Origin of the sequence: Capsulimonas sp., from assembly GCF_039929585.1 — a bacterium.
Classification (GTDB): domain Bacteria; phylum Armatimonadota; class Armatimonadia; order Armatimonadales; family Capsulimonadaceae; genus Capsulimonas.
In genome coordinates, this window is sequence record NZ_JBDSQY010000282.1 from 1 (window position 1) to 14952 (window position 14952).

The following is a 14952-nucleotide window of genomic DNA, read 5'->3' on the forward strand; positions in this document are numbered from 1 at the left end:
AGGATGAATACCTCCAGATCGAGGCGTGGAGCCAGAAACCCGACAGCGCCGACATTGAGGCCATCCTCGCGCGCCTGGACGCGCTGTTTGACGGCCAGGCGCTCACTCTCTCAGCCGGGCGGATCTACCAATCGGCGCGCATCATGTCCAGTTCGGACAATTACGACGATAAACTTAACGCCTGGTTCGGCCTCTGCCGCTTCCGGCTTCGCATCTCGAAAGGATGATCGATGAATATTTTCTTCTCGACCGGCAAACTTCGGCTCGGTCCGGTCGGCGCTATACTGACCGATGTTGACCACTTGATCGCCACCGTCCAGAGCGGGGAACTCAGCGTCAGCTACCAGGAAAAGAAACTGATGGAGGCGTCGAGCATTTCCCTGTTTGCCGTGGTTACGTCCTTCTACGGCGGCGCCGTGAAGTTCAAGGCGGAAACCAACGACATCAAACCGGACCTCTTCACCCGCGTCGCCGGCGCGAGCAAAACGACGGCGGGCGGTCGTGACAAGTACACGATCGGCAAGCTGAGCAAGCCCCTGTTTTCGAAACTCGAATTCGAAGGCCAGGACGTGGATGGCAATACGGGGATTATCACCCTCTATAAGTGCTACGCACTGGCCTTGCCGATTTCCCTCAAGCTCGACGACCACGCCAGCGTTTCGCTGGACTTCGACGGCCTGCCTGGTACGGATGGCATCGTGATGGACACCTCGTTCGTCACGCCTGTCTAATCCTCGGCGTTGACCCTGCCGGCGTCCACCGAGGATACCGGCAAAGGAGTACTCACATTGAGCACGGCTATTTTCGAAACCGGCACGCTCTACGCCAAGGTGAAAGGGCGCACGCTCTCGCAGGCGCTGCTGACCGCCTCACGGCGTCAGGTGGGGGCCGGGGCGGCGATCGTCAACCCGGTCGCCAACGCCGTGGACGGCAACCCCGCGACGCTCGTCGATTTCGCCTCCAGTGACGGGACGAACTATCAGTATATCGTTATTGACCTGGGAGTCTCCCGGATCGTCTCGAAGGTCGTTGTCACCGGCGTCTCTTCGGTCGCAGCGCTCTCCGCCGTCGTCAAGAACACGCTCTCGAACGGCGCGCCCCCGGTCGACGGCGTCGGCGGCGCGGTGGGACTGACGGCCACGCCCGCGCCGGCGTATCCGGTTGTGGCCGGCTCGGTCACGTTTCTCAGCGGCGCTGCGGCGCCCGAGGGGCGATACCTCTACATCTTCCCAGCAGCGGCGCAGGCGTGGAGCCTGGGAGACATCGCGGTCCAGACCACGGCCCGGTTTATCCCGGTGGCGGGGCTGGAGTTCGCTGTTTTGCAAACAACTTCGGTCGAGCACAAGACGCAGGAGAAAAAGCTCTTTGGCCCATCATCGGTCAGCCGGTTTCCGGTCGCGGTCGGGTTCTACGGCGGCGAGGCGACGCTGAAGGTGGAATCGGCGGTGATCAGCGCCGACACGCTGCAACTGATCACCGGCGGCGCCCTGACATCGAACACGGTCGGCGGAGCCACCACGCTGACTGTATCGGTCGGCCGCGTCGTCAGCCTGCCCCGGTTCGCGGCGGTGTTCACGGCTCAGGACACGGACGGAAACGACATCATTTACACCTATGGCAACGTCGTCGCGCCTGGCGTCCAGATCCCGTTCAAGAATGAGGATTTCGCGATGCAGAGCGTGACGCTGGAGGCGTATCCAGACGAAGACGGGATCGTTTATACCGTCAGCTACCCGACGCCGGCCTAACCGGCGCTGAGGAGTGAAGAGTTTTTATATTCCGCGCGGAATACGGAAGGAAAATCATGTCAACGGAACTGACGGACGCGCTGGGCGCGCCCCAGCCGCTCACACTGGGCGGCAAGACATACATGGTCGAGCCCATCAATCTCAACGATCTGGTGCTGATCGAACAGCGGCAGGGCGACGTTGATAACATTCAGGCGACGTCGATCGAGGAGCTGAAATTTCTGCTCTGGATCTTTATGCGCAAGGCGGATCTATCTTTGACGACTGAGAAGCGCGATCTCTGCGATTACCAGATGACGGAAGATCAGGCCGGCAAAATGGTCACCCTGAAGATGTTTGCCGACGGATCGGTCGCCAAGTTCGTCCGCGAATGCCTGATCATCAGCGGACTGATCAGCGAAGGACCAGCAAAGAAAACACCGGCAAAAAAGCAGCCGGCGGCGGGACGTACAAGCGCCTCGTCGCCTTCCTAGTCATCCGATGCAATCAGGACCTGCGCCGCGCCGGCCGCATGCCTCTCCCGGCGATCTATAGCCTGATGGATGAGTTCCCGTACGTGGACGCGTTCAGCGAGCCTCCCAAGGGCGCGAAGGCGACGCCGCCGCCGGATACTCTCGATCACCACCTGACCCCAGACGAAGCGCGCCGTGTTGCAGCACGGGGCGCTATTGTTTTGCCTGACCCGGAACCTTAACCCATGAGCAATGTTGGCCTCGGAACGATCTCCACAAACGTGGAGCTGAACCTTGCCGGTCTGGACCAGGACCGCACGGAGATCCGGGCGGCGATGAAAGAAATCTCCGCCGTGATGCGGGAGCTGTCCGGCACGATCAAAGAGGCGATGGCCGGCGCGTCCGCCAGTGTCCGCAAGACAACATCCGCGATCAAAGGATCGACGGGCGAGGCAGCGGACGCCGTCGAAGCGGGCGCTAAGAAAACCGTGACCAGCACGCAGCGGGCGGGCAAGGGCTTCGACGATCTGAGCGGCAAAGTGAAGAAGGCTTCGTCGTCGATCGCCGCCGACATGCAGAAGATGAGCAAGGGCGACGCGCTGGAGAAGCTCGCCGATCGGGGCGCCGTCGCCGGCGCGGCCGTCGCGGCGGGCCTCGGCATCGCCGCCAAAGGGGCGATGGATTTCGACAGGTCGCTGCGGCTCGTCGACACCATGGCTCAGACGTCCGAACAGGGCTTCAAGGATCTGCGCGCCTCGGTCATTAAGCTGACCGACGACAAGTCGATCACACAGACGCCCGAGGATCTCGCCGAGGGCTTGGTGGGGGTTTATGGGAACGGCTTTAAGGGCGCGCAGGCGATGGACATCCTCGCCGTCTCCGCCAAGGGCGCGACGGCGGGTATGACCGACACGGCCACGGCCAGCGGCGTCCTCATGTCCGTTCTCAACAGCGGTATCGGCGGCGTCACTTCGGCGAAGCAGGCGATGGACGTGCTGTTTCAGACCGTCGCCGACGGGAACATTCTGTTCCCCCAGCTCGCGGCGTCGCTGGGCCCGATCATGGCGATCGCCGCGCCCGCCGGCGTCACGCTCCAGGAGCTGGGGGCGGCGCTGGTCGTCATGACCAAAGGCGGCGTCAGCGCCGGCCAAAGCACGGAGTATCTGTCGCAGTATATCCAGCAGATGCTGAAGCCGAGCGCTGAAGCCGCCAAGGAGATGGACAACCTCGGCATCAAGTACGGCATGGCGCACATGAAGGCGGTGGGGCTGAGCGGATCGTTTGAGGAAGTCATCGCCAAAACCAAAGGCCACGAGGAGAGCCTCGCGAAGTTGTTCCCGAACCTCCAGTCGCTAATTGCCTTCCTGTCCAGTGGGAAGAACGCCGGCAAAGATTTTGCAGCCGAGATGGGGAACATGACGCATGCCGGCGACGGAGCCGGCGCGATGATGGCGGCCAATGATCGGATCATGGCGGGGTCTGGGGCTACTTGGGACAAGGCGGTGCAGGATGTTCACGCGCTGGGGCTGGAAATTGGGGAAACCCTAGCGCCTGCGCTTCGCGACGCGACGACACTGGTGAAGCAAGCGATCGACGCATTCCGTGGGATGTCTCCAGGAACGCGAGATGCTGTCACGGGCATCGCCGGCGTGACGGCCGCGACGGCGCTTGCCGTGAAGGGTTTCATCGAACTGAAAAAGTTCATGGGCGAGGCGAAGATCGCGCTCGGCCTGGTGGCGGTGGCCGAGGGTGAAACGGCAGCGGCTGGTGTTGCGGCGTTTGCAATCGGAATGCCGTGGATGGTGGCGATCGCCGGTGTTGTCGCTGCGATCCTGCTGATCAAGAACGCATTCGATCAGTCCTCGGATGCACAGGCGAAATTTGCGGCTGGGCAAAAGGCGCTGAAGGACGCGGTGAACACGCCCGACGTCAAGACGAATATCACGAATCAGGCGCAGCAAAGCCGGGACGAAGCCGCTCGCCAGCAGGGGCTGCTAGATAAACTAAACGCCGATCCTGGGGCAATCATCATTCGGCGCCCTGGCGCGGGCGGGATTGTTTCGGACGATGTCACGCGCGCCAAGATCGGCGGCAGGGGTGGGTACGCACAAGCAGACGTCACGAAACTTCACGCCGATCAGATCGCGATGCTTCGAAAGAACATCGCAGCGCTTGGAGCCAGCGCCGATGCACAGGAGAAGAATGCAGCGTCGTTGACCCAGCTAGGGAACACGCGAGCGAGCCTTCAGCAGCATATCAATAATGCCATGGTGGAAGAAGCGGAGAACCGGCGCAAGGCGCAGGAGATCCGCAAGCGCCTGTATGATCGCAGCACCCACTATGGTGGCGGCGGACTTGCCGGCGGTGGCCGGGGACGAAGCCGGGGACAGGATCAAGCAGATCTCGCCAAGCTGGAGGCCCGCAACAAGGCGCTGGCGAGGGACCGTGTCAACAATACCAAATCCCTCCGCTCGACCGATAAGCAGGCGCCGCTCGATGCGCTGTCCGGCGGCAGCCCGCTAGCGGCCGCGATGGCTAAGCATATTGGCGAACGGACAGGCGTAGAATGCGGAGCCGCTGTCACGCAGGCGCTCAGGAAAGCAGGAATTGCAGGAACGGCCACTTCGCTCACGAAGGACGCCTACAAAAACGGGAAGCTGATTAAAGCAGACGCGAATGGGTTTTTACCGCCTGGCGCAATCGTGTTCTTCCCTGGCAAGCAGGGCATGAAGAATATTGGCGGTGACCCCACCGAACATTTCGGTGTTGCCGGCGGAATACAAAACGGTCGTCAGGGAATCATGGAGTCTACGACCTATGGAATGCGAGGCAGGCATTACCGAGGCGATCGTTCGTTATCTCAGATAGCGTACGGATCGAATGGACTGCACAAAGGAAAGTACTACGCGTTTATGCCAGGCGCGCCTACGGGGAGCGGATCGGCTGCTGGATCGGCGTCTGACGACACAAAGAAGAGCGTCCAGCAGATCGATGACGACCTGTATGCCGAGACGCATAGCAAATTCCAGACGCAACGCCATAAAGCGTTGCAGGAGTACTTGGAGCAAAAGAACGATCCTGACCTCCCAAGCTCCGCAAAGAAAAAGGCGCACCAACTCTACGTTGCCGTTTTGGCTCGGATCGACGGAGACGAAGCTGAGGAGGATCGCAAAGACGCCGAAGCGTTGAAGGCTGGGCATAAGCGCCGCCAAGCGACGAAAGACGCAGCGAAGAAAAAGGCCGCAGTCAAAGCGAATGCTCACGCCAATAACGAGAACGCCAACAAGTATCTCAAGGGTATCCCAGGCGCGCTGGGCGGCTTCTCGCTGGGCCTGACGGAAATGATCACGTCGCTGGACATTCCTGCGATGCTGGCCACTGGCGACGTCAAAAAGCAAACCTACGACGGCTCCCACAATCAGTTCGACGTTCAGCGCGACAACGTCTTCCGCGAGGCTGGCCAGCAGCGCGGCGCCGGTGTCGACGAAAATGCGATCGCCGAGCGCGTTAAGCAGCAGCTCGCGCGGATCCGCAAAGAGCAGGCAGACTATGCGCAGCAGCTCGACGCGCAGACCGCAGAGTTCCATCATCAGTCCATGGCGCGGCAAGGCATCGTAGACGCGGATTACTATGCTGGACTGAAACAGCAGGCGAAGGACGAAGCGGACGATCAGATTAAAAATGGCGGATCCACGGAATCTGTCAACGCTCTGCTCGCTCGACGTCTTCAGGCAATCGATCAGCAGCAGGCAGACGATGTTCGCCAAACGGAGGACGAAAAGCAAGCTTACCTCTACCGCACCCATCAAATCTCGCTGAAGCTATTGCTGGAATACCTGAAGGCGCAGCGGGCGACATGCGTAGAGGGTACCGCTCAGTGGCGGGCCTACAATGAACAGATTGTAGAGATCAGCCAGACGGCCACTGACGATGTGATGAACGTCTGGCGGAATACAGTTCGCGGGATTGCCGGCGCGATGGGATCCGCCGTCGCGGGCTCGATCGAGCATTGGCGGGGCTTCAAAGGCTTCTTCACCGACCTGCTACAGGGGATCAAATCCGCCTTTGCGCAGGCCGTGGGGGCGATGGTCACCAAATGGGCGACGCTTCAGCTGCTCGGCGAGAATAAGAGCGGCCAGACGAAGAGCGGCGCGACCGGATTGCTTGGGCAGTTCTCCAAGCTCTTCAAATCCTTCAACCTCAGCATGGCCGCGAACATCGCCGGCATTTATGGCGCGTTCGCGGCCATGGGCGCCATGGGCAAAAAGAAACAGCGCGGCTCGATCCTCGGCGGGATCATTGGCGGCGTGGCTGGGTCATTCCTCGGCGGCGTCGGCGTAGGAATGGGGGCGGAACTCGGAATGGGGCTGGGCGCAATGATCGGCTTTTCGAAAGGCGGCGTGGTTCCCGGTACCGGCAACTCAGACAGCGTTCCGGCGCTTCTGACCCCGGGAGAGTTCGTCATACCTAAGGGCATGGTCCAGGGCGCAGGCCTCGGCAAGTTCGCCCCCGATCGCTCCCGCCTGGCGCTCCCCGGCGTCTCCAGCGGCGGTGCCGCTTCAGGCGGAGGAGGTACCGTCAACCACATCAGTGTCAATCACTACGGCGACATTCACGGGATTGACGACGTGGACCAGATGCACGATAACGCCGGCTGGATGATCCAGAAGCGTCTCGCGGTGGCATAGGGAAAATCATGGCCTACCTGCTAAAATACGGCGACTACGAATTCCCGACGACGATGCGACCGGCGTCGGGAGAGGCGCCGGTGGACATTGCGGAACAAGAACGGCCCCGCGGCGACGGATCGATCACGCAGGTCGGCCGGCAAAAAAGCCGATCGCTCTCTGTCAAAGGGGAGATCGCCGGCGACACCCCAGACGACCTTCAGGCAACGTACGCAGCAATGCGCGCCGCCTGCGCGCCGGGACGCCTGGTCCGTCTCTACCACGGCCGCGATGATCAGTACGTGATGGCGCAGGCCGAAGGCTGGACGGAGGATCACCAGGACGGGCTGCTGTACGGAACGGTCACATCCATCGCGATCACGTTCCGCGCTCCGGATCCGGCCTGGTGCGCGGCGGCGTCCTCGTCGCCGGACCTCGATCCCGCCGGCGGAACGATCAGCTATGACGGCGCTCCCTGCGCGCCGACCTGGTCGATCACGGTGGACACCGGCGGCGCGGGCTGGATCCGCCTGGCGAACACGCTGACGGGCGAGACGGCGACGCTGACGGGAACATTCGCGGACGGCGACGTCATCGACATCGACCGGGCCGCCTACACCGTGGCCATCAACGGCGTGGCCGACTTCGGACTGATGGGCGGACGGATCCCAAGCCTCGCGGCCGGCGACAACGACATCGCCCTGACCACCCACATCGTCAGCGTCTCCTCGCTGACATGCGCCTACACGCCGCGCCAGTACTAATCTGCATTTTTATTCCGCGCGGAATATCATTCCCGCCGAAAGCTTCCCATGAACAAAGACATTGATGGATTCGAGTTGTACGGCGATGGTGAGATCGCCAGCGAGTGGGTTGTCAACAGCGATCATGTGACGATCGACGCGACGGGGCGCTCCGGCAACTGTCTCAAGATCGGGTGGAATAACAATTTCGTTCAGACACCAGGACGATTGCACCGCAACATGGACAGCTGCGCGCGGTTATTTTTCGGGTTCGCGTTTCGCACCAACGTGCTCCCGCCCTCTGGCCGTGTCCAGATTGTCGCACTGGCCGATGCGGGGCAGTATCTCTGCGGCCTCTGGTACGACAGCGTCGGCCGTTTGCAGGCGGGCTACCTCTCCAGCCCCTCCGACCCGGAATCGTTTGTCGCGATCGGGATCCCGACGCCGGCGGGCACGATCAAGCTGTCCACCTGGCGATCGCTGCGGATCGACATCACGCCCCACAACAGCGCCGGCGCGATCGACGTCTATGTCGGACGAACGCTCCGGATCAGCGAGGCAGGCGTCCAGACCGCGAACCTCGGATCCGGGGCCGCGCCGGCGAACCAGCTGGAGCTGGTCGGCCCGGGCGGAGATCAGAACTGGCATAGCTTCGACGACTACTGGCGCAACGACGAGAGCGGCGACGAGAACAACGCGCTCTGGCCGGACGTGGGCGTGCGCGCCCAAACCGGGAGCGCGAACGGGCACACCGCCGCCTGGTGCCTCAGCGGCGCCGCCAGCGCGTGGCAGTGCCTGGCCACGGCCGACGGCGACACCTCGTACGTTGTTTCGGACACGGCGGATCAGGTCTGCCTGGTGGCGCTGACGCCGCCGCCGAGCACGGTGGGGGACATCCTGGCTATCCAGACCCGGATCGTCGCCCGTAAAGACGCCGTGGACGCCGCCGCCATCGCTCCCATGGTCAGTAACGGAACGCTTGACAGCGCCGCCGACCCGGTCGATCTCACGGACGATTACGAGACGATCCGCACGTCTTACGGTCGCAATCCGATCACGGGCAGCGCCTGGTCCTCTTCGGCGCTGGAGACGCTTCAAATCGGTGTCAAGGAGGCGTCATGAGCGCACGCGTCACATTCGCCGGCGCGGAGCTGGCGGCGACGGAGCCGAGCGCCTCCCGGGTCACGGCGATCGGCGTGGAATACGCGATCGCGCTTCCGGACGATACGCAGCTCCCGTTCGACATCGAGCCGCGCTTCTTTAGCGCGGCCACTGGGAAGCGCCTGGCCGTCAATCCGGACGCTATCCTGGATCTGACGTACGAGATGCTGGAGGCGGGAGGTTTGGGCCAGGTCAACATCACGCTGGCGCGGCCCTACGACGCGGACCTTGGCGTGATCGGCGGGGACATCGTCGAGATCTGGGCGCGCAACTCGGACGCCACGGAGACGCTGCGCGGCCGCGCGCAGATCTCGATCCCGGAACCGAGCCTGGATCTCAAAGAGCGATGGCAGCTCACTTGCTACGGGCTCATGTCCGATATGAACTGGGTCCTGCTGCAAAAGCTCATCGTTCATCCCGGCGGCGCCGACCTCAAAGATTTCGCGGCCGAAATCGCTGACGATTACGCCGCACGCCGGCCCGGGCTGACCTTCGTACGAGACATCCGTTCAACCGGCGTATTCCTGGAAACGCTGACGCTCGACAATTCGACGGCGCGCGCCGCGATGGACAAATTACAGGACCAGGCGAGCCGGAACGCCGTGTGGGGCTGGGACATCGATCCAGCGACGCATCTGGACCGGTTCTATCTGCGTCCGCGAGTGACGACCGTCGGCGCGCAGTGGTTTGTCGGCGACCGGGTCCGCGTGATCAGCTCGCCGGCGGATCATAGCAATATCTACAATGCGATGCTGCTGCAGGGCGGAAAAAGCAAGACGCCGCAGCTGCTCACGAATCCCAGCTTTGAGATCCTCACCGTTCCCACGGCGGCGACGGGGAGCCTGCTGGCGAATGGATCGTTTGAGGACGCCGGCGGATGGAACTATGACGGCGGCGCCTCGCGGGAGAAGTACAACGCCGAAACGCACCACAACGCCTCGGCGCACTCCGGCGAATACTACGCGATCCTCGACAGCGGGACGGAGGAGATCTGGCAGGAGGCGGCGGTCACGCCTGGCGTGCAGTATAACGCCTCGCTATTCTGCTCCCGAGAAAGCGGCGAGTACGCCAATACCGGATCGCTGATCCTCGAAGGCCGCGACGCCGGCGGAACGGTTATCGAGACAACGACGCTCCCGATCGCTCCGCCCTCAACGGCCTGGTCCGGTGGGCAGGGATCGACCGTTCTCGCCGGCGACGCGGTATCCGTGAGCGTGACGTTTCAGGATCCGACCATTACGAAGGTCCGCGTTCGCGTCACGTCCGACAATGGCAGCGGCCAGCATGGCCTGCTGATCGACGACGTCATCTTCGCGGCGGCGGGCCAGCTGGGGCAGCTGGGGTGGAGCACGCACGTGCAGAACCCCGGCAGCCCGGCCAATCAATTCGTATGGATCGATTGGGCCTGCCGCGCGGCCGCTAAGGACGGCGTCTATGGCCTGCGCATGTCGCTGATCGCCGGCATGGACGATCGTCCCGCGCTCGCGCCGTTCCCCGGCGACAATAGCGGCGGGCAGGGCTACCACGCGCGCGTGACCGGTCAGCAGGGGCTGCGCGGCGAAGCGTGGGTGCGCATGGCTCCCGGCCTCAATACTGCCGATGGCCAGATCCGCCTGGAATACAAAGAATGGGCCGGGGACGGCCACCAGACGCAGGCGACGCACGCCGACTTTGACGTGACGAATGACGGCGAGTGGACGAAGTTCGCCATTGAAATGACCACGCACGGCGACGGCTCGACGGCGACGCTCCAGCCGACCTTCGGCGCATCCGGCGTGTACGACATCGACTGCGTCAGCCTGCGGGACAGCGCGGCGGGAGAAGAGTTTCTGCGCGGCGAGGCGTTCGAACTCTACGTCACCGCCGAGGGCGTCTGCGATCCGGATACGCCGGCGTACGATTCCTTTGAGACGTACGGCCGGCGGGAGAGCGTTGTCTCGAATGAGGACATCGTCGTCTGGAATGACGACGCGCGCGCCTGGGCCAAGGCGCAGCTGGAGCGCAGCGCCGTCCCAGTGCTGCGCAGCCGCGTCGAGCTGACGCATGAACACTTCCTGGAGCCAGCGCCTGGCGACGGCAAGCAGGTCCGGATCTCCGGCCTGTCCGGCCCGGACATCCAGGAGTGGCCGGCGCGCGTGGAATACCGCTGGGGCAGGGGAGCGCTCTCGATCTCGCTGGAGCTGTCGGCGGAAGCGCCGACACTCGCCAAGCTGCTGAAGGCGCGGGAGGCCAGCAGCGGCTCCGGATCGGGATCCGGCTCCGTGAGCTCGTCGGGATCCGGGGGAGGTGTTTCAACGCCTGTCCCAGCGACGTGGGGCGCCAGTCCGCGGACGATCACGGATGCGACGCTCCACGATGACTATGCGCCGGCGGACGGCCCCCACGTGCTCGCAGCGGAGCGTACGGCGTGGGATGGGGTTGTGGACGAAGTGGCGGCGGCGCGCGGGGCTTCCCCGACCCTGAACGATCGCCTGGTGGCCATGGAAACCGGAGGCGTTTCCGAGTTTGACGCGCTAACCGACGTGGATATCACCGGGCGTTCTGACGGACAGATCCCGTACTATGACGCCGTCGACGATCTTCTCAAATTCCGAGACGAGGCTGCGGTCGGCGCCGCCATCGCGGAGGTGACCATCCTGCCTGTTCCGTCGAGCGCGACGCGCGCCAGGCTCTACCAGCGCGAATATGCGGCGAGCAGTTATGACCCGACGATTCTGGCCGAAAGCCTGCTCTCCAACTACTGGCCGCTCGATGAGAGCTCCGGCAGTACGGCCGTGGACGCGGCGGGATCTGTCAATGGCGTGATCGCTGGCGGCGTGACGATCAATCAGACCGGCCTGCTTCCGGATGCGTCTCCGTGTTATTTGTTCAACGGCGCCTCCGGCTACGTGGACGTGACCGGCATCACGCCCCTCAGCGGAACAGTCACAATCGAGATGTGGTTTGTCTGGAGCGGCGGCAGATCAACATTCTGGGATCTTGGCGCGCTGGACGGATTCGCCGGCTATGTCGAAACAAATGGCCACATCCATTTCGAAAACTGGAACGTGGCGGACTGGGATACCGGCTACGTCGCGACGGCAGGGAATCTCTACCACATGGTCTATGTCGCCGTGCCTAACGGCGGAACGGCCAAGGTCTACATGAACGGCTCGCTGGTCGCTTCCGCGATGGCGAGCGCCTATTACGGGCAGCCGGCCACTAACAGGGCCTGGATCGGGCGCGGCGGCCAGGGCAACGCAACCACGTATTTCAACGGGAAGATTGAAAAAGTGGCGTGGTACAACGGGGAGTTGCCGTCGGCGAATATCCATTCTCACTACCTGCTCGGCGCGGCCGGCGCGACGGCGGATGAGCTATACCTGGGCATCAATGACGCTTTAGGACAGCCGGCGCTGACGCAGGTCCTCACGAAACTCAATCGCCTCGGCGACCTGGCGGACGTCGATACAACCGGCCTCGCGGACGGAATGACGATGTATTACGACGCAGCGTCTGGCCTGTTCAAGTTCCACTAATACCGATCGTTCCGCGCGATAGTAATCAGAAAAGCCTCTCCGGATCGGAGAGGCTTTTTTGTCACCGCCTTCAGGAGGACTTATGCCCGATCCCAATATTGGCGTTGCCGCCGCATCCACCGGCGTCACGCACTATATCAAGCAGCGCCAGGTGGCCACGGGGACCGGCGGGAAGCCGATCGTCGCGCAGCACATCTTCGCCGAGGGAGACGATCCGTTGCTCTCGCTCAGCGCCGTGGCCGCCAGTGGAGACGGAAACGAGATGCTCTTCGAAACGCTCCGGACGTCTGCCGCAATGCAGACGACGGTCACCGGCTTCACAGCGGCGGAAGTGGTCCTGGAGGCGACGCTCAATGGGACGGACTGGGATCCTGTGCCGATCGCCGCCTGGTCATACCCGGCCATGCCAAGCGGCAAGATCATACACGTCCCTGGCGTGCTGATCAAAGGACTGCGCGCGCGCCTGATCGATCACACAGGCGCTGGAACAGTGTCGGCGACCATCGCCGGTGGATAAGGAAATCGAATGAAAAAACAAGTCTTCAGGTTCATCGCCTTCGCGGCGCTCTTTCTGGTCGGCCTGGCGCCGGTGGCGATCGCGCAAGGAACGCAGGGACCAGCGGCGACGGGCAAGGCTCCGATCGGCAACCCTGTCTACATCGCGGGGTGGGACGGGACGTATCTGCGCGGCTTCCTCACGGATGCGAACGGACGCCTGCTGATTGGGAATTTCCCGTCGTCTACGACGGTGAGCAACTTCCCCTCGTCGTTCAACGTCGGCAATTTCCCCAGCACTTTCGGCGTCTCCAGCTTGCCGGCCTTGCCGACAGGCTCCAATGCGATCGGCTCTGTCTCCGTCTCCAACCTCCCGGCGACGCAGGCGGTCACACAGAGCGGGACGTGGACAAATACAGTCACGCAGCCGACGGGAAGCAATCTGCATGTCCAGGTGGACAGCGCTCCTACCACAACGGTCACGGGGTCCGTGGTCGTCTCCAGTCTTCCAGCCCTGCCGACAGGATCCAATGCGATCGGCAGCGTATCCGTTTCCAATTTCCCCGGGACGCAGCCGGTAAGCGGAACGGTGAGTATTTCGGGCACGCCGTCCGTTACTGTTTCCAGCCTGCCGGCGCTGGCCACTGGCGGCAATACGATCGGCGCGGTAAACATCAACGGCACCGTTCCGATCTCCGGATCGATCACGGCCAGCAATCCGTCCGTCGCGACGTCCGCCGGCGCGCAGCCGACCAGCGCCACCCTGATCGGCGGAAGCGATGGCGCCAACCTGCGGCCGATCTCCACGGACAGCGGCGGCAAAGTCAATGTCAACGTTATCGGAAACGTCACCTCGGTGTCTGGCGGAATAGAGTACGCCAGTCTTTCTGCGGGCGCCAACAACACGGACCTTGTTTCCGTTTCGGATGCGACCGCTTACAAAAGCTGGTCCTTCCAGATCGGATCCACGGCCTTCAGTGGAACGATCTCCTGGCAAACCTCCAACGATGGTGTGAACTGGATGACGACGCCTGGCTTCCAGAGCACCGCAACGACAGGCGCATCCACGGGGTCGAGCGGCGCGACCAATACGCTTTGGGCCGGTCCGGTCATCGGCAAGATGATCCGCTGGCGAACGACCTCGTACACGTCCGGGACGATGACCGGAACGGTGGAGCTCTCCACACTGCCGTTCTCGTCCTGGGTGCTGACATCAAACGGCGTTACGGGCACTGTCTCCATCGGCAACAGCGCCAACACGACCCCGGCGCTTTTCACAGAGGCGTCGGCCGTCTCTGGCTGGACGTACGCCAACATCACGACAAACACCACGTCCACGGTCAAGTCGGGATCGGGCAGGCTGCGATCGATCACGATCAACAATCCCGGCAGCGGGGCTTCGGCGATCGTCTACGACAACACGACCGGGACCGGGACAAAGCTCGCCACCCTCGGTGGCCTCAACGGCCCGACGACCTTAGTCTATGATGCTCAATTCTCGACCGGGTTGACGATTGTCACCTCGGCAACCACTACGGCGGCCGATATCACGGTCTCGTACAAATGAGCGGGCTTATTATCGCCGCTCTGCTTCTCTCACTGCTCTATTTGCTTTGGAGGCAAAAACACATGACACTCACAGGAAACGCCGGCCCGGTGAAGATCGACCTGCGCATCATTTCAGACAGCGGCGCGCAATTCTCCGATGTGCGCACCATTGGTGTCGAGATCGTCCAGAACGGTCGCCAGCTTAACTATAGCGCCCCAGCCGACACCGCGACGCCCGCTGTCCCCGGCCTGATCGCCGCACTCGCCACGAGCCTGGCGGCTCAGACCCGCGCAGGTCAGATCCTGGCGAACAAAACCTACACCGGGACGGCCACCGATGGGAACGCGATCACGCATACCGCCGTGGTAGTGGTTCGGTATTGCACGCCAAACACGGACGGCCTTGTCGTGACCATCGCTCCGATCGACAATCTCGATCAGGTGAGTAACCCAAATGTCGGCATGCCGGCGACCACCGACGATGTGGACGCGACAGTCATGGCGGCGGACGCTCAGTTCCAGGCGCTGGCGGATTCGCTGGCGGCGGACCGCGCGACCAACGCCGACCAGACGCAGGGGCTCATCAATCTCGTGTTGACCGGCACCGCGTAAGGAGCAAC

General features: G+C 62.9%; 12 protein-coding genes. All 12 read left to right on the forward strand.

Annotation, left to right across the window (positions count from 1 at the left end; translation table 11 throughout):
• Positions 1-227 (forward strand): hypothetical protein (locus ABIZ35_RS21300; RefSeq protein ID WP_348221943.1); only part of this gene is annotated, 227 nt, incomplete at its 5' end.
• A 3-nt stretch (positions 228-230) separates the two neighbouring features.
• The gene (locus tag ABIZ35_RS21305) at positions 231-731 is read left to right on the forward strand and encodes a hypothetical protein (RefSeq protein ID WP_348221944.1); all 501 of its coding nucleotides are present in this window, start codon (positions 231-233) and stop codon (positions 729-731) included.
• A 57-nt stretch (positions 732-788) separates the two neighbouring features.
• Positions 789-1748, forward strand: coding sequence for a discoidin domain-containing protein (locus ABIZ35_RS21310; protein WP_348221945.1), 960 nt, complete (start codon positions 789-791; stop codon positions 1746-1748).
• A gap of 56 nt (positions 1749-1804) precedes the next feature.
• Positions 1805-2221, forward strand: coding sequence for a hypothetical protein (locus ABIZ35_RS21315; protein WP_348221946.1), 417 nt, complete (start codon positions 1805-1807; stop codon positions 2219-2221).
• Between the two features lie 38 nt (positions 2222-2259).
• Positions 2260-2442, forward strand: a complete 183-nt coding sequence (locus ABIZ35_RS21320) for a hypothetical protein (protein ID WP_348221947.1) — start codon at positions 2260-2262, stop codon at positions 2440-2442.
• Between the two features lie 3 nt (positions 2443-2445).
• The gene (locus tag ABIZ35_RS21325) at positions 2446-6888 is read left to right on the forward strand and encodes a phage tail tape measure protein (protein ID WP_348221948.1); all 4443 of its coding nucleotides are present in this window, start codon (positions 2446-2448) and stop codon (positions 6886-6888) included.
• Positions 6889-6896: 8 nt separating this feature from the next.
• A complete protein-coding gene (locus ABIZ35_RS21330) occupies positions 6897-7631 on the forward strand; it encodes a hypothetical protein (RefSeq protein WP_348221949.1) in 735 nt (244 codons plus the stop codon).
• A 48-nt stretch (positions 7632-7679) separates the two neighbouring features.
• Complete coding sequence (locus ABIZ35_RS21335; RefSeq protein ID WP_348221950.1) at positions 7680-8732, forward strand: hypothetical protein; 1053 nt, start codon at positions 7680-7682, stop codon at positions 8730-8732.
• Positions 8729-12289 carry a LamG-like jellyroll fold domain-containing protein gene (locus tag ABIZ35_RS21340; RefSeq protein ID WP_348221951.1) on the forward strand — a complete coding sequence of 1187 codons (3561 nt, stop codon included), beginning with the start codon at positions 8729-8731 and terminating at the stop codon, positions 12287-12289. Before ABIZ35_RS21335 ends, ABIZ35_RS21340 begins: the two co-directional genes overlap by 4 nt.
• An 82-nt stretch (positions 12290-12371) precedes the next feature.
• Positions 12372-12806, forward strand: coding sequence for a hypothetical protein (locus ABIZ35_RS21345; protein ID WP_348221952.1), 435 nt, complete (start codon positions 12372-12374; stop codon positions 12804-12806).
• A 9-nt stretch (positions 12807-12815) separates the two neighbouring features.
• Complete coding sequence (locus tag ABIZ35_RS21350; protein WP_348221953.1) at positions 12816-14351, forward strand: hypothetical protein; 1536 nt, start codon at positions 12816-12818, stop codon at positions 14349-14351.
• Positions 14352-14413: 62 nt separating this feature from the next.
• Positions 14414-14944, forward strand: a complete 531-nt coding sequence (locus ABIZ35_RS21355) for a hypothetical protein (protein WP_348221954.1) — start codon at positions 14414-14416, stop codon at positions 14942-14944.
• Positions 14945-14952 lie beyond the last annotated feature (8 nt).